At 72.0% G+C, this 15,700-nt stretch carries 10 protein-coding genes and 1 pseudogene; 6 read left to right on the top strand and 5 right to left on the bottom strand.

All coding sequences use genetic code 11. From position 1 onward, the window contains the following. Window positions 1-491: 491 nt before the first annotated feature. From STRAU_RS11315 to STRAU_RS11305, 3 genes are all read right to left on the bottom strand, one after another. Window positions 492-1,790: an aminotransferase class V-fold PLP-dependent enzyme gene (locus STRAU_RS11315; protein ID WP_016640428.1), complete on the bottom strand. Its 1,299-nt coding sequence runs from the start codon at window positions 1,788-1,790 to the stop codon at window positions 492-494. A gap of 82 nt (window positions 1,791-1,872) precedes the next feature. Next, window positions 1,873-2,061 carry a hypothetical protein gene (locus STRAU_RS11310; RefSeq protein ID WP_016640427.1) on the bottom strand — a complete coding sequence of 63 codons (189 nt, stop codon included), beginning with the start codon at window positions 2,059-2,061 and terminating at the stop codon, window positions 1,873-1,875. A gap of 36 nt (window positions 2,062-2,097) precedes the next feature. Beyond that, window positions 2,098-2,421, bottom strand: coding sequence for a cupin domain-containing protein (locus STRAU_RS11305; RefSeq protein ID WP_037658666.1), 324 nt, complete (start codon window positions 2,419-2,421; stop codon window positions 2,098-2,100). Window positions 2,422-2,491: 70 nt separating this feature from the next. Between STRAU_RS11305 and STRAU_RS11300 the strand changes: the two genes are divergently transcribed. Together STRAU_RS11300 and STRAU_RS40130 are read left to right on the top strand one after the other, a co-directional pair. Beyond that, entirely contained in the window at window positions 2,492-3,469 is a 978-nt protein-coding gene (locus STRAU_RS11300; RefSeq protein WP_037658664.1) for a helix-turn-helix domain-containing protein, read from the top strand. A gap of 461 nt (window positions 3,470-3,930) precedes the next feature. Continuing rightward, window positions 3,931-6,540 carry a helix-turn-helix transcriptional regulator gene (locus STRAU_RS40130; RefSeq protein ID WP_078621135.1) on the top strand — a complete coding sequence of 870 codons (2,610 nt, stop codon included), beginning with the start codon at window positions 3,931-3,933 and terminating at the stop codon, window positions 6,538-6,540. A 267-nt stretch (window positions 6,541-6,807) separates the two neighbouring features. Here STRAU_RS40130 and STRAU_RS43555 read toward each other — a convergent pair. Together STRAU_RS43555 and STRAU_RS11285 are read right to left on the bottom strand one after the other, a co-directional pair. Next, window positions 6,808-7,332 (bottom strand): annotated as a pseudogene (locus STRAU_RS43555) (ATP-binding cassette domain-containing protein); the annotation flags it as partial. Between the two features lie 1,144 nt (window positions 7,333-8,476). Further along, the gene (locus tag STRAU_RS11285; protein ID WP_037658663.1) at window positions 8,477-10,279 is read right to left on the bottom strand and encodes an ABC transporter ATP-binding protein; all 1,803 of its coding nucleotides are present in this window, start codon (window positions 10,277-10,279) and stop codon (window positions 8,477-8,479) included. A gap of 378 nt (window positions 10,280-10,657) precedes the next feature. Between STRAU_RS11285 and STRAU_RS11280 the strand changes: the two genes are divergently transcribed. The 4 genes from STRAU_RS11280 to STRAU_RS11265 all read left to right on the top strand — a co-directional run bounded on the left by STRAU_RS11280 (window position 10,658) and on the right by STRAU_RS11265 (window position 15,700). Continuing rightward, window positions 10,658-11,788 carry a radical SAM protein gene (locus STRAU_RS11280; RefSeq protein WP_016640421.1) on the top strand — a complete coding sequence of 377 codons (1,131 nt, stop codon included), beginning with the start codon at window positions 10,658-10,660 and terminating at the stop codon, window positions 11,786-11,788. A gap of 440 nt (window positions 11,789-12,228) precedes the next feature. Continuing rightward, window positions 12,229-13,668 carry a family 2B encapsulin nanocompartment shell protein gene (locus STRAU_RS11275; protein ID WP_016640420.1) on the top strand — a complete coding sequence of 480 codons (1,440 nt, stop codon included), beginning with the start codon at window positions 12,229-12,231 and terminating at the stop codon, window positions 13,666-13,668. Then, complete coding sequence (locus tag STRAU_RS11270; RefSeq protein ID WP_037658662.1) at window positions 13,665-14,726, top strand: family 2 encapsulin nanocompartment cargo protein terpene cyclase; 1,062 nt, start codon at window positions 13,665-13,667, stop codon at window positions 14,724-14,726. Before STRAU_RS11275 ends, STRAU_RS11270 begins: the two co-directional genes overlap by 4 nt. Window positions 14,727-14,779: 53 nt before the next feature. Next, on the top strand, window positions 14,780-15,700 hold the full coding sequence (locus STRAU_RS11265) for a geranyl diphosphate 2-C-methyltransferase (RefSeq protein ID WP_016640418.1): 921 nt from the start codon (window positions 14,780-14,782) through the stop codon (window positions 15,698-15,700).

Below are 15,700 nucleotides of genomic sequence, written 5' to 3'. Positions count from 1 at the left end.
GATGGAGGATGGGACCACCGCGCCCGCACCCCACCAGATCGAGGGGGCGTGGAAGCGGCTTGTGGCGTCGAAGACGGCTCGGGCCGACAGGGCAGCGCAACGACCGAGCGTGTGCCGCGCTCGCGTTCGTCGTCGCCGTCACCGCGCGGCCGACGTCTTCGTCGGGAGGGCGGCCGGCGGTGAGCGGTGAGCCTCGGGTGTCGCGCGGACGGCCGTCCAGTCGATGCGGCGGCTGCGGGCGAGTCGGTCGAGATCGGCCTGGCGGTGGAGCAGGACGACGTCGCGCGGCGGTTCACGGAGCTCCAGAACGAAGTGGCGACGCGGACGGCGTCGGCGGGGTCTCGCGGGAGATCCAACCCCACATCCGCGTCGATTGCCTCCCGCCTGCGGCGTTGCGGATCAGATCCTCGTGGCCGGATACAGTCTCCGGACTCCACAACTGGGCCGCTCGTCCGGCCTCGCACGGAGCGAGGTTGACCACATACGGGCTCTCAGCGTGCGATGTCGGCGATCGCGGTCAGTGCGGTGTCGACGTCGTCGGGTGTGTTCATGATGCCCGTGCCGATGCGCGGGAAGGGTCGGCTCGGGTTGGACGCGTGGGACAGCCGGACCTTTCGCTCCGCGGCGCGGGCCACCACCTCCTCGTTGCTGTGGCCGCGCACGCTGAAGCAGGTGATGCCCGCGGACAGCTCGGGTGCCGGGGGAGTACGCAGCGTCACGCCCGGGGTGCGGGCCAGACCTTGTTTGACCCGGGTGGACAGTTCCGTGATGCGGTCGGCAACACGGGCCCGGCCGAGCGACTGGTGGAAGGCGACGGACACCGGGAGAGCGAAGGCGTGCTCGAAGGCCAGGAAGCCGCCCGGGGACAAGGGTGACGCTCCGCCGCCGCGCACGAAGGCGGCGAACGTCGGCCGCACGTGATCGAGTGCCTGGGGAGAGACCCACACCAGCCCGGTGCCGCGGGGCCCGAACAGCCACTTGTGCGTTCCGGCGACCAGGATGTCCGCTCCCAGGCGCGCCCCGTCCTGGTCGACGGCGGCCAGGCCGTGCACGCCGTCCACCACCAGCAGACAGCGGTCGGCTTCCCTGCGGCCCTGATTCGCCTGCCGCACCACCTCGGCGATCCGCCGCACCGGCATCCGGACTCCCGTGCTGGACTGCACCCAGGTGACGCCCAGCACCCTGGTGTGGGGACGAATCTGATTCCGGATCGCCCGCGTGATCTCCTCGGCGGTGGCCTGCGCGGGGTCGTGGAACCACGAGCACACCCGCACCCCGGCACCGTGCTTGTCCGCCGCGAGCCGGGCCGCCTCCACGTGAGTGAAGTGATCGTTGTCGCTCAGGACGAACTCCTGGCCCGGCCGGGTACGCACCCCGTTGTAGACCACCCCGAGACCGACGGTGGTGCTGGCGGTCATCGCGAGCTGCTCGGGCCGCGCCCCGAGGTAGTCGGCCAGAGCGGCCCGGACCCGCGGCCAGCCGGTCGGGCCATCGGCCAGGGACAGCCCCTCGGCGACCGACAGCGGGTTGGCGTCGATCTGCCGGCACAGGTGATCCACTGCCTCACGCACCACACGTGGATGCGACGCCAGATAGAACATCGCCAAGTTCACCCAGCCGGGCTCCATCCGGAACTGCGCCCGCACTTCGCCCCAGTCCGGCCGCCCGTCCACGACGACCCGCGCCTCACCCGCGGCGCCGGAGCGGCCCGGCCCGGCCGACGGGCCCAAGGCGGCCATGGCTGCCGCCGCCCCGACCGGTCCGGCCAGCAGATGGCGCCTACTCACCACGGCTACTCCCACGCCAGTCGCAACCACCTGCCCGCAAGCAGGAAGGACGACCTCCTTCCTACCCCCGACGGCGCACGGGAATTCAAAGTGCCTGCCGGTACAGGGCCTTCAGCGCGTCGTCGATGGGGTGACACTGCGACTTGCCCCCGGAGTCCAGCGTGTTCCACCGTACGAGGTTCATCGCGACGGACATCTGCCGCTTGCCGTCGGCCCGGGTCAGGGACAGCGTCTCGGCTCCCCAGACCGTGGGCGAGCCGGTTCTCCACAACATCACGTCCTCTCGAGCTCGTTGAAGTGCGGCGCGCGGCTACCGGGGGAGGACGCTGATGCCCAGCATCCGCGCGCCGGTCTCGGTGCGGGGGCGATGCGTACTGCCCGGCGCGAACACGACGTAGCTGCCCGGCCCGAGCCGCTGTCCGCGGTCGATGAACTCGCCGGAGATCACGTAGTAGCGCTCTTCGCCCTCGTGCACGTCGACCTCGGGCCACTCGGTGCCCGGCGCGAAGTCGTACATCCAGCCGCGGGCCCACTCGGTGGCCGGCAGCCGCCGCCGGAGGATGCCGGGGACGACCTCGACGGGGTCGACCTCGTCAACGTTCAAGATCTGTACGTCACTTGAGTCTCGCGTCATGACCCCATCGTCATGGCGGACGATCACCCCGCCCAGTGTCTGGATTGACGCCCACGGGTACTTTGCTGCCATGAGCGTTCACCGAGTGGTCGCGCTGGTCCTGCCGCCGCAGTCCACGTTCGAGCTGGCGTGCGCGGCCGAGGTCTTCGGCGTGCGCCGCCCCGGCCTGCCGAGTCGCTACGCGTTCACGGTGTGCGCCGAACGCCCGGGAGCCGTGCCGACCCTGGCGGGATACGACATGGTGGTCAGCGAGGACCTGACGGCACTCGACGCGGCGGACACGGTGGTGATCCCCGGCATGCACCAGCGCGAGGAGGCCGCGCCGCCCGCGGTGATCGAGGCGCTCCAGCGAGCCCACCGCCGGGGCGCCCGCACCGTCGCCATCTGCTCGGGCGCCTTTCTGCTGGCCCAGGCCGGGCTGCTGGCCGGGCGCAGGGCGACCACCCACTGGCGGCTCGCCGGTGAACTCGCCGCCCGCTTCCCCGAGGTGCGCGTCGAAGCCGAGGCGCTGTACATCGACCTGGGCGACATCGCCACCAGCGCCGGCACCGCCGCCGGCATCGACCTGTGCCTGCACCTGGCCCGCGCCGACCACGGCGCCGCCCACGCCGCCCACATCGCCCGGCACATGGTGATGCCCCCGCACCGCGAGGGCGGACAGCTCCAGTACAGCACCGCGCCCCCCGCCGACCCCCCACCGCCCTCGCTGGCCCCCGTCCTCGACTGGGCCACCGAACGGCTGCACCAACCCCTCACCGTCGACGACCTCGCCGCGCGAGCCAGGATCTCGCCGCGCACACTCGCCCGCAGGTTCGCCGGCCAACTCGGCGTCAGCCCCGGCCGATGGCTGCTCCAGCAGCGCGTCGCCGCGGCCCGGGCCCTGCTGGAGGAGACCGAACTCCCCGTGGAGACCGTCGCGGTCCGCGTCGGCCTGTCCTCGGCCGCCAACCTCCGCAGGCGCTTCCGCGCCCTGGTGCACACCACGCCCGCCGCCTACCGGCGTTCCTTCGGCCGCCCTGTGCACGCGCCCGGCGTACGACAAGGCTGACGACCGGGAATCCGACGCTCCTGGCCGAGTTCCGGCCAAAAGGGCCGAGACCAAAGCAATGTGGCCGGATCTTATGGGAAGTTGTCAGGCGCTTCCCGGGAAGTTGTCAGGTACTTCCTGAGTCGAAAGTCCGACAGGGAGAATTGTTCTGCGGGGTCTTGTCAGGGGATCTCTCAGTCCGGAGAGATTCCTTCATCGCTTCGGTGCGAAACGCTCGCTTCGAATGCGACGTCCGTGACCGGTCCGGTCACGCCATTTGAGATACGAATCCCACGCCTTGCCAGTCCGCACGCCTCAGAAATGCGATGACGACGCGTCAGGACTGCGTTGACGACGTGTCAGGACTGCGATGACCACGCGTCAGGACCGCGATGGCGAGGCGCTGTCGGCGCACCTGTCACGGCGCCGCCGATCCGTCGCGCGGCGGAAGGCGGGCGGGGGAGTCGCACGGGGGAGAAACAATGCCGCACGATCTGGGTGCCGGAACGCTGGTCGCCAAGGATCAGGAACAGAAGCAGGTGCTGGGCGCCATTATGGCCAAGCGGGGCGTGGCGGTGATCGGGCCCGCCGGTGTCGGAAAGACGGCGCTGCTCTCCGCCGTGACGCGCCGGCTCGACCCCGCGCGCTTCGAAGTCGTCTGGGCGGCGGCCACCGAGGCGGGCGGGCGCATTCCCTTCGGCGTGTTCCGGGGACTGCTCTGCGTCGACGCGCCGCTCGACCACGGCCGGACGTACGGCCTGGTCTGCCGCGAACTGGGCCGCCGTGCCGGACAGCGCACCCCGGTGCTCGTCATCGACGACGTGCACCGGCTCGACGAGTGGTCCGCGGTCCTGGCGCTGAACCTGGCCGCCGAGGGAAGCCTGCGTCTGGTCGTCGCCGCCCGCTCCGGCCTGGAGATGCCGGACGCCGTGGTGGCGCTGTGGAAGGACAAGTACCTGGAACGCGTCGACCTGACGCCGCTCAGCCCCGCCGACACCGCACGGCTGGCGTGCGCGCTGGTCAACGGCGAGGCGGCGCGGACCACCGTGGACCTCCTGTTCCGGTGGACCGGCGGAAACCCGCTGTTCGTGACCGAACTGGTCCGGTACGCCAGGGTGACGGGCCGCCTGCGGCAGACGTGCGGCCTGTGGTGGTGGCGCGGCCCGGTGACCGTGCCGCCGCGCCTTGCCGAGCTGTTCGACCGTGAGCTGCGCGGCCTCGGGCCGGTGCAGCGGGACGCCCTGGACGCCGTCGCCCTGGGCGAACCGCTCCCGCTGCCCGTCCTGGAGGCGGTGGCCCCCGACGTCGTCGAGTGCCTGGAGGCCAGGGGCTACGTCCGCACGGCCGAACACGACGGCCAGATCCTGGTGCGGCTGAGCGGGCCGATGCTGGGCGCGGCGGCACGCCAGCGGCTGCCCCTGCTGCGCCGCCGCCGGCTCGCGGGCGCCCTGCTCGCCGCGAGCACACTGCCGGAACCGGATCAAGTGACACGGGCCCGCTGGCAGTTGGACGCCCACGGCCCCGTCGACGCCGGTCTCTTGATCCGGGCGGCCGAGACGACCTACCGGCACGACCCCGACCTCGCCTGCCGCTTCGCGCGCCGGGCCCTGCACCAGTCCGGCGCCGCCGCCGTCCCGCTGGCCCGCGCACTGGTGGAGCTCGGCGACGAAGCCCAGGCGCGGAGGGTCCTGGAACGGGCCCGAGCCGAGGCGACCGAACCGGACACACGGCTGGCGCAGGCCATCGCGCTCGCCGAGCACCGCTGCTGGGCCGACCGCGATCCGGCACGCGCCGCCGTGGAACTCGACGCGCTGCGCACCGAGGTGTCCGTGCCCGCCGAACTGGCCGCCCTGGACGGCACATACGCGCTGGTGCTGCTCTTCGGCGGCCGCACGGGCGCGGCCATGGGTGCCGCCGAGCGGATCCTGCGCCGTCCGGCGCGCGGGCCGGGCGTCGCGTCCGCCCGCCTGACCCTCGCCGTCTGCCTCGCGCTGACCGGACGTACGAAGGAGGCTGTCGCGCTCGCCGAGGAAGCACCGACAGACGGGTCCTGCCCGCCGCACCTGGCCGAACTCGCGGCTGTCGTACGGGACGTCCGGCTGCTGTGGCCCTCGGAAGGCACAAACGGCACAAATAGCACAAACGGCACGGCTGACACGGCCGACGCGCCAGACGCGTCGGCCGCGGACGACCGCGACCGCCGCCCGGACGTACCGGGACAGCAGCAGGGCGCCGAGTCGGCGCTGCTCGGCGGCTATCTCCAGTGGGTCCTCGGCCGTCGGCCGGAGGCGATCGCGCTGCTGCGGGAGGCGGTGGGGCAGCAGTCCGGCGGTCGGCGCCTCTTCCGCACGGAGGCGTCCTGCTGGCTGGCTGTCTGCCTGGCCGAGGAAGGACAGCCCGACGCCGCCGAACGCATCCTGGCCGGCTGCCGGTCCGACCCGGTCGCCGTCGTCCCGGGCCAGGTGCCCTGGGCACACGCCGCCGTGGCGGCGGCCCGGGGTGACCTCATGACCGCGGCGGCGTCGGTGCGGACCGCCGCCGATGCGGCCCGGGACGCCGGTTGCCGGGCGGTCGAGGTGGAGTACCTGACGTACGCGGCCTGGCTCGCGCCCGAGAAGCCGCCGCCCGGCGTCGTGGAGCGGCTCGCCGTCGCCGTACGCCACGTCGACGCGCCCCGGCTGGTCGCCGGAGCGGCGGCAGTACTCGCGCTGACCCGCGACAACGGCGCCGAACTGCTCGACCACGCCGCCCGGCTCGAGGCCCTCGGCATGAGCGCGCAGGCGTGGCGGCTCGCCGAAGCGGCGGTGGCCGCCCTGCGCCGGGAGGGCGGCCACCGCCTCCGAGACGCGGTGGTGCTGGTGAGCCGGCTGCGTGAGCGGCTCGGCGTCGCCCGGGCGGCGGCCCCGACCGAGGCGCTCACCGCCCGGGAGGTGGAGATCGCCTCACTGGCCGCCGGGGGCCTGTCCGACCGCGCGATCTCCGACCGGCTCGCCCTGTCCGTTCGTACCGTGGAGAGCCACCTCGCCCGGATCTACCGCAAGCTCGGTGTGCACTCCCGGCGCGACCTTCCGGCCGTCCTCGGCAGGAGCTGAGCGGACCACGGGACCGGTGGAGTAGGCCGCCGCGTGGAGCGTGTACATGTCCGCGTAGCGGCCGCCCTGGGCGAACAGCTCGGCGTGCGTGCCCTGTTCGACGATCCTGCCGCCGTCCAGGACCACGATGAGGTCCGCGTCGCGCACCGTCGAGAAACGGTGCGACACGATGACGGTGATGGTGTCCGACGCGGGCCCGTTGCCCCGCAGGTAGCGGCGCAGCAACTCGGCCTCGCTGCCCGGGTCGAGGCTGGCGGCGGGCTCGTCGAGGAGGACGAGGGCGGGTGCGGTACGCATCCGGGCGCGGGCGAGCGCGAGCTTCTGCCACTGGCCGGCGGACAGGTCCGTGCCGTCCGGCATGGTCCGGCCGAGCTGGGTGTCGAGCCCCGCCGACAGGCCCGCCACGACCTCGGCCGCGCCGGCCGACTCCAGGGCCGCCCGGACGGCCGCCGGGTCGTCGAGCGCCCCGAGGTCGCCCAGGCCGACGGCCTCGCGGGCGAGCAGCTCGAACCGGCAGAAGTCCTGGAAGCAGGCCGTCACGCGGGCCCGCCACTGGTCCGCGGGCAGCTCCGACAGGTCCTGGCCGCCGAACGCGATCCGCCCGGCCGACACCGGCTGGAGCCCCGCGAGCAGGGCGACCAGCGTGGACTTGCCCGCGCCGTTGTCCCCCACGACCGCGACCGTGGCCCCTCGGGGCAGCCGCAGGTCGACGGGTCCCAGCGCGGGAGCCGAGCGGCCCGGGTAGGTGAACGAGACCCCTTCGAGGACGAGGTCGCCCCGTGGTGGAAGCATCGTGCCCGCCCCGTCGGCTCCGCCGCGCGCGTCAGCTCCGGCGTTCCCGTGCGTCCCACCGGAGTGCGGGTAGTCGACCAGCCGCAGATACAGCGCGACCGTGTCGAGCGAGCGGCGCAGCCACCCGAGCAGCCAGCCGAGCCCGGTGGTGGCGCCGACGAGTCGCGTGCTCAGGAGCAGGACGAGCACGGCCTGGCCCGCCGAGCCCGAGCCGTGGATCACCGACCGCGACACGACGTACAGACCGCCGATGAGCGCGGAGCCGAAGAGCAGCCACCCCGCCGCGACGGCGATCGCGCCCTTGGCCCGGGCCGCCTCGCGCGGTCCGCTCGCGGCGGCGAACGCGTCCCGGTGACGCGCCGCGATCTCGTCGGCGAGCCGGTAGAGCCGGACTTCGCGGGCCGGCGCGGGATCGGTGGCCAGGGAGAACAGGGCCATCCGGCGGCGGTCGGCCTCGGCGCCTGCGCGCTCGGCCGCCGTGACCAGACGGGCCTGCCACCGGTTGGCCGCCGCCAGCGGGAGCACGGTCAGCGGCAGCAGGGCGAGCAGCGGACTCGCGGTGATCAGCAGGACCAGCGCGGCCACGAACCTGGCCAGCAGGTTGGCGTTCTCCACGAACGCGGCCAGGGCGCCGCCGAATTCGCCGCGCCGCTGCCGCACCACCTCGGCGGTGTCCAGGAACTCGGGGTCCTGGTAGTGCCCGATGTGCGGCGGCTTCGAGCACAGATTCATCAGCCGGCGGTCGAACTCGAGGCCCACCCGGTGCTGCAGCACCAGACGTACGTCGGTCGCGACCGCGGTGGCCTGATGGACCAGCACGGTGACCACCAGCAGGAGCAGCGCGCCCCGCACCGTCTGGGCGCGGTCGTGGTCGACGGCGCCGTCGACCATCCACTGCAGGCCGATCGCCTGCAGCGCCGCGACGACGTTCAGGAGCGGGGAGACGATCAGAACGAGCAGCCCGCGCCGCCGGTCCACCCGGATCGCGGTGCCGATCAGCAGCCGGACGGCGGCGAGGTTCTCGCGTACGACGGCCCGCACGGTCCTGTCGGCCTTCGCGGCCTTCGCGTTCTTCGCGGCCTTCGCGGCCTTCCCAGCGGGCTCGCGCACGACGGCTTGCTCGTTCTTGCGCTTACGCGCGTTCTTACGCACGACGGGTTCCTCCGTGCAGCTGGAAGGGTTCGGACTGGACGCGGAACATCCGCGCGTACCGGCCGCCGGAGGCGACGAGTTCGTCGTGCGTGCCGAACTCGCTGATCCGGCCGCCGTCGACCACGGCGATCCTGTCGGCCAGGCGGACGGTCGCGAACCGGTGCGAGACCAGGATGGTGGTGAGCCCCGCGGTGATCTCCAGGAACCGCGCGTAGAGCTCGTGTTCCGCCTCGATGTCGAGGTGCGCGGTGGGTTCGTCGAGGACCAGGAGCCGGGCGCCGTGCCGGACGGCATACAGCGCGCGGCTCAGCGCGAGCCGCTGCCACTGCCCGCCGGAGAGTTCCGTCCCGTCGGTGAAGGCGCCGCTGAGCGGGGTGTCCCAGCCGTCGGGCAGCTCCTCCTCGACGCCGAGGAACCCGCCGAGCCGGGTGGCCGCGGCCAGGTCGGCGTCGGTGGTGGCGGTCTCGATGTGACCGAAGCCGACGTTGTCGCGTACGGAGAACGGGTAGCGCACGAAGTCCTGGAACACCACGGCGAGTTGGCGCCGCCAGCCGTCCGGGTCGTAGGCGCGCAGATCCTGGCCGTCGACCGTGATCCGGCCGCCGTCCGGGAGGTAGAGCCCGGACAGGAGCTTGGTGAGGGTGCTCTTTCCCGCGCCGTTGTCGCCGACGACGGCGAGCGACGAGCCCGCGGGGATCGCCAGGTCCAGGTCGTCGAGCACCGGTCCTCGGCCACCGGGGTAGGCGAACCGCACCTTCTCGAACCGGATCTCCCGCCGGGGCAGGCCCACGGTGGCGAGACGCCCGCGTTCGCCTGCCGTGTCCAGGGCACCGACCTCGAGCGCCGCGGGCACGGCCGTGCTCGCGGTGTGCAACTGCCACTGCAGGTCGCCCGTGAAACCGAGCGCGAACAGGCCGAGCAACGCTTGGAGCGCGACGGCCAGTTGGCCGACCGCGAGCGAACCGTGAGCCGCCTGGAGGGCGAGGGGCAGCACCACGGCGACGTGCGCGAGGAGCAGGAGCACGATCGCCACGGTGTGCCGGCGCGGGCTCACCCGGGCCCTGCGCATCTGCACCATGCCGTCCCACCAGGCCACGGCGAACCGCTCGACTAGCCAGCTGCGCAGGCCGAACAGCCGCAGCTCCTTGGCCGCCGGCGCGGTCGTCGCCGTGTCACGCAGATACGCGGCCCGCCGGAGCTGCGCGGTCTCACCCGCGTGCGCCGACACCGACCGCTCGATCTCCTTCTCCTGCCAGCGGCCGGTGACCACCCAGGCGGCGCCGAGGACCAGCGGCATCCACCACTGGCCGGCCCAGCCGAGCAGGACGGCCGAGACCAGCCCGGTCAGCCGCAACGGCACGAGTCCGGCCAGCGCGGTGACCGCCTGACCCGGCGGGTGCGCGCCGAGTCCGACGGCCCGCGCGCGCTCGATCCGGTCGGCCACGTCCGGGTCGTCCAGATGCCCGATCTGGGCCGGCCGCAGCGCGCCTTCGACGGTGCGCTGGGCCATCGCACCGTCGAGCGCGGTGCCGAGGCGCGCGGCCACCATGGTCCTGACCGGATCGAGGACCATGTCGAGGAGGAGGACGGCCGCGAGCAGCGCGAGACCGATGACGACACCGCGCATGGACTTCGGCGTATCGGTGAGCGCGACGACGAGCCGGCCCGTCGCCAGGGGCAGCAGGGCGCTGCCCACCGCCTGCGCGACGAGGAGCGCCGCGAGGACGAAGGTCAGCCCGCGCGCGATCCGCGGCAACTGCCGGACCAGTGCGAGGACTCCGTTGTGGACTGCCATGGTCCTGTTCACCCTTCAGCGGTCGTCGGCCCACGTGGCCGGTGGTGGGTGCGGTGGCCGCTCCTCTCCGGAAGCGGAGCGGCCACCGCCGGTCGTCAGTTACCGCCGGTGGTCGGGGGCGGATACATCATGGGAAAGCACCTCCTCTCGCTCTCGGCTGAAAGGAACGCTAATCCGCGTCGAGCGGAAAGAGATCCGTAGTCCAGTACGCAATTCGGCGCGCTGCGTACGGAGGCCGCGGCGGTGCCCGTAGGTACAACGCCCCTGCGTACCAAGGGCCGTTGATTGCGTACTCCACTACGGACGACCGGCGGCGCGATCGATTCGTACAGTGCGGATCCAGGAATGTGTGTCCGACTTCAGCCTGGAGAACCACTGATGACCAACGCGGAAAGCGCTGAGAAGACTGCGAAAGCCGAGAACGCGAAGAGCGCCCGGACGGTGGACGACGACGTGAATCCCAATGCCGTCATCTGGGACGTCACCTTCGCCTGCCCGTTGCGCTGCTATCACTGCTATACGGAGTCGGGGAGGCGCCCCGCCAAGAATCTCAGTCACGAGGAAATGCTGAAGGTCGCGGACGCGATCATTTCCCTCGAACCGCAGATGATCACGTTGTGCGGAGGCGAACCGCTGACCATCAAGCGGATCATCGACGTCGCCCGGCACTTCGCCGACGCGGGCGTGCGGGTGTTCCTCTACACCAGCGGATGGGCGATGCCGGCGGCGACCGTCGAGGCGCTCGCCGATGTGGCCACCAAGATCGTGGTGAGCGTCGACGGCGGCAACGCGGCCACGCACGACCGGATCCGCGGCCGGGCCGGTTCCTTCGACCGGGCGGCGGACGCGCTCGCCCGGATCGACGCGGAGGTCGGCCGCAGGCTCGCGGCGGGCGTTCCGGCGCCGCGGTTCGGCATCGACTACGTGGTCGTACGCAGCAACTACCAGGAACTGGACCAGGTGTGCGCGGAGCTGGCCCCCCGGTTCCCGCACTTGGAGACCGTGTACTTCGGTGCCGTGGTGCCCACCGGCCTCGCCAGCCGGCCCTCGTTCGTCGAACACGAACTGCTCAGCGACGAGCAGGTCGCCGAGCTGATCGCGCCCGAGACCCGGCGCCGGCTCCAGGAGGCCGCCCCCTCCTCCGTCACGGTGGAGACCACCGAGAACTTCGAGGTCCAGATGAACCCGGACTTCCTCGCGCGCACTCCCAGCTTCCGCCCCTTCGAGATCGAACCGGACGGCCGGGTGCGCGGCATGCCGATCTACGAAGGCACCGTGGGCAGCCTGCTCACCGACGAACCGCGCGAGGTGTGGCGGCGCGTACGGGAACGGTGGAACGATCCCTTCGTCCTCGAATGCCTCAACCGCATCCGCACCCGCGCCGACTGGGCCGAGGCCGTGCGCCGTCTCGACCGCCACTTCGCGTCCCCCGAGGACCGCCGCCGGATCGACAACAGGCCGCCCTACGTGCCCGGCGTCGTGGACATCCGCCAACGCGGGGTGGCATGAGCGCGGTGCCCGCCCCTTCATGAGCCTGGTGCCGCCTCCCGCGTTCATGAGCGTTGTTCCCACGGCCCCACCTTCGGGTGGGGCCGACGTGCGCCCGCCGCGCCCGGCGTGCGGGGCCGGACGCGACCGGCGTGTAATCACACGCCTGTCCAAGGTGAGCCCTTTCGGGGGATCCGCACCTCCCGCTGCACCCGGTCACTTCCAGTACCACGTTCCGTGCTCCCTCCCGGGGCTGTTTGGCTGAACCAGGCAGTCCGCTCCCGCCCGCGTCCGTCCCCCTCAACTCACGCCGGCCCGGGACACTCCCGTGCGCCCCCACGCCGTATGGCGCGCCCGCACTCGCCGAGCGCCCGCACCAGCAAGCGCGCGCATCCGCGCGCACCCCGCGCACGTCCGCTCATGTCCGTCCACGTCAGTCCGTTCACGTACAGGGAGGCCATGTGTCCACACCCGAAAGCGCTGCCGGACCCAGCACCGAACGAGGCGACGAGCCCGTCGTCGAGGCACCGCTCACCAGCCTCAGCACCCGGGCGGCGCGCCAGCTCACCACCACCGCCAAGTCCGAACCCCAGATGCAGGCCATCACCTCACGATGGCTGCTCAAGATGCTGCCGTGGACGGACGTCAAGGGCGGCACCTACCGCGTCAACCGGCGCCTCCAGCTCAGGATCGGCCGCGGGCGTGTGCAGTTCGAGCAGAACGGCGCCGACGACATCAGGGCCATTCCGGAGACGCTGACCGAACTGCCCGTCCTGCGCGGCTACTCCGACATCACGGTCCTGGAGGAGATCGCCGACCGCCTGCGGGTGCGCCAGGTGCGCGTCGGCGAGGTCCTCTTCGACGCCGGACAGCCCGTCACCGAGACCTACCTCGTCGTGCACGGCCGCTTCACCCGCTACGCCACGGGCAAGTTCGGCGAGGAGGAGGTCATCGGCGTCGTCACCGACGGCGACCAGATGGGCGACGAGGCCGTCGGCAGGGCGGACCCGCTGTGGCTCACCTCGGTACGGGCCGAGACACCCGGTGTGGTCCTGGTGCTGCCGTGGGACGCGCTGACGCAGATCGTGGACGGCGCGCCCTCGCTCGCGGCGCACCTGGACGCCTTCGCGGAGCGGCAGCGCAAACCCATGAACCGCAAGGGCGAAGCCGACTTCCCCGTGCATGCCGGACACGTGGGGGAGCCCACTCTCTCCAGTGGATACGTCGACTACGAACTCTCCCCGCGCGAGTACGAACTGTCCCTCACGCAGACGGTGCTGCGCATCCACACCCGGGTCGCCGACCTCTACAACAACCCCATGGACCAGACGGAGCAGCAACTGCGCCTGACCATCGAGGAGATCCGCGAACGCCAGGAGTGGGAGCTGGTCAACAACCGCGAGTTCGGGCTGCTGCACAACGTCGACTACGGCCAGCGCATCAGCACCTTCACCGGCCCGCCCACCCCCGACGACCTCGACGAACTCCTTTCGATGCGGCGCAAGACCAAGCTGTTGCTCGCCCACCCGAAAGCCATCGCGGCGTTCTTCCGCCAGTGCAACCGGCGCGGCCTCGTGCCCGGCACGGCGAACGTCGACGGACACGAGGTCCCCGCCTGGCGGGGCGTCCCGCTCTTCCCGTGCGGCAAGATCCCGGTCAGCCCGCAGCACACCACCAGCATCATCGCGCTGCGCACCGGAGAGGCCGACCAGGGAGTCGTCGGCCTCTACCAGACGGGCATCCCCGAGGAGTACCAACCCGGCCTGAACGTACGCTTCATGGGCATCGACACCGCCGCGATCATGAGCTACCTGGTCACCGCCTACTACTCGCTCGCCATCCTCGTGCCCGACGCCGCCGGGATCCTGGAGAACGTCCAGATCGGGCGGAGCGCGGAATGAGCACACCGCCCCCGTCCGGGACGCCTCCGTGGCGGCCGCCCGGGCCACCCGGTGCGGTCCGGGCCCCGCGCACCCGGCGGCGCGGCCCGATCCCCGGCCTGCGCCACCGGCCCGCCGTGCCCGCCGACCCCGGGAAGGTCAAGGAGGTCGACCACAGACTGGAGGCTTGGGCGCACCGCCACGACCTGTTCCCCGCGGCGTGGAAGGGCGACTTCGCGGGCTTCCAGTTCGGCCGGGCCGTGGTGCTCCAGCACCCGGGCGCGGCCGACCTGGAGCGGCTCGTCGCGGCGGGAAAGCTGCTGCTCGCCGAGAACCTCGTCGACAGTTGCTACTGCGAGGCCGAAGAGGGCCGGGGCGGCTCGCCGCGCGGCCTGGGCGGACGGCTGGTCCTGGCCCAGTCGGCCATCGACCCGTTCCACGGCGATCCGGCGTACGAGGGGGAGTGGCGCCGCGGGGTGCAGGCCGACGGGCCGCTGCGCTCGTACCACTGGGCCCTGAAGGACTTCGCCGCCCTCGCCACGCCCAGCCAGACCGGCCGGTTCGTGCACGACATCGCCCGGCTGCACCTGGGCTACCTCGGCGAGGCGGCCTGGGCCGAGACCCGGTACGTGCCGCGCACGTGGGAGTACCTGGTGATGCGGCAGTTCAACAACTTCCGCCCCTGTCTGTCCATCGTCGACGCCGTCGACGGCTACGAACTGCCCGAAGCGCTCTACGCCCGCCCGGAGATCCAGCGGATCACGGCTCTCGCCTGCAATGCCACCACCCTCGTCAACGACCTGTACTCCTTCACCAAGGAACTGGCCGGTGACCCGCACCACTGGAACCTGCCGCAGGTCATCGCCGCCAACGAGCGGTGCGGCCTGAAGGCGGCCTACCTGAAGGCCGTCGAGATCCACAACAGGGTCATGGACGCCTTCGAGGAGGAGTCCGCGGTCCTGTCCGCCACCTCGCCCCTGGTCGAGCGCTACGCCGAGGGTCTCGCCGCCTGGGTGTCCGGCAACCACGAGTGGCACGCCACCAACACCCACCGCTACCACCTGCCCAACTACTGGTAGCGCGCCGTCCTCTCACCCCCACCCATCGCCGTCTCCGCCCTGAGGAGTCACCGTTGACCATTGCCGACTCCGAGCCCACAGCAGCACCGGTTCCCTCCCAGTCCACGTACCAGAGCCGCGTCGCCGACTACTGGAACGCCGAGGAGAACCCGGTCAACCTCGAACTCGGGAAGATCGACGACCTCTACCACCACCACTACGGCGTCGGAGAGGTCGACTGGTCCGTGCTCGACCCGACCGACCCGACCGACCCCACCCACTCGACCGACTCGACCGACCGCTCCGCCCCCGCCGAGCGGCAGGAGCGCGTCACCGCCGAACTCCACCGTCTGGAACAGGCGCAGGCCGACCTGCTGGCCTCGCACCTCGGCCCGCTGTCACCGGCGGACCGCGTCCTCGACGCGGGCTGCGGCCGGGGCGGCGGCTCGGTCGTGGCCCATCTGCGGTACGGCTGTCACGCCGACGGCGTCACGATCTCCCGGAAACAGGCCGACTTCGCCGCCGAACAGGCCCGCAAGCGGCACATCGACGACAAGGTGCGCTACCACCACCTGAACATGCTCGACACCGGCTTCCCCGCCGGCACGTACGCGGCGTCGTGGAACAACGAGTCCACGATGTACGTCGAGCTGGACCTGCTGTTCGCCGAGCACGCCCGGCTGCTGCGCCGCGGCGGCCGCTATGTGACGATCACCGGCTGCTACAACGACAGCTACGGCCGGGCGTCCCGCGAGGTGTCCCTCATCAACGCCCACTACATCTGCGACATCCATCCCCGCTCGGAGTACTTCCGGGCCATGGCACGCCACCGGCTCGTACCGGTGCACGTCGAGGACCTGACCGCCGCCGCCGTGCCCTACTGGGAGCTGCGCAAGCAGGCCGACCACCTGGTGACGGGCATCGAGGAAACGTTCCTGACGGCCTACGGGAACGGCAGCTTCCAGTACCTGCTGATCGTGGCGGACCGGGTCTGA

The sequence above is a fragment of the Streptomyces aurantiacus JA 4570 genome (assembly GCF_000414115.1).
Lineage (GTDB): Bacteria > Actinomycetota > Actinomycetes > Streptomycetales > Streptomycetaceae > Streptomyces > Streptomyces aurantiacus_A.
Note: the sequence above shows the minus strand (reverse complement) of the source record. Positions and strands in the feature narration are given on the sequence as shown.

Coding starts and splice junctions, on each gene's coding strand:
- STRAU_RS11305 (WP_037658666.1), bottom strand. CDS start 2,421: ATGACGCGAGACTCAAGTGACGTACAGATCTTGAACGTTGACGAGGTC.
- STRAU_RS11310 (WP_016640427.1), bottom strand. CDS start 2,061: ATGTTGTGGAGAACCGGCTCGCCCACGGTCTGGGGAGCCGAGACGCTG.
- STRAU_RS11280 (WP_016640421.1), top strand. CDS start 10,658: ATGACCAACGCGGAAAGCGCTGAGAAGACTGCGAAAGCCGAGAACGCG.
- STRAU_RS11270 (WP_037658662.1), top strand. CDS start 13,665: ATGAGCACACCGCCCCCGTCCGGGACGCCTCCGTGGCGGCCGCCCGGG.
- STRAU_RS40130 (WP_078621135.1), top strand. CDS start 3,931: ATGCCGCACGATCTGGGTGCCGGAACGCTGGTCGCCAAGGATCAGGAA.
- STRAU_RS11285 (WP_037658663.1), bottom strand. CDS start 10,279: ATGGCAGTCCACAACGGAGTCCTCGCACTGGTCCGGCAGTTGCCGCGG.
- STRAU_RS11300 (WP_037658664.1), top strand. CDS start 2,492: ATGAGCGTTCACCGAGTGGTCGCGCTGGTCCTGCCGCCGCAGTCCACG.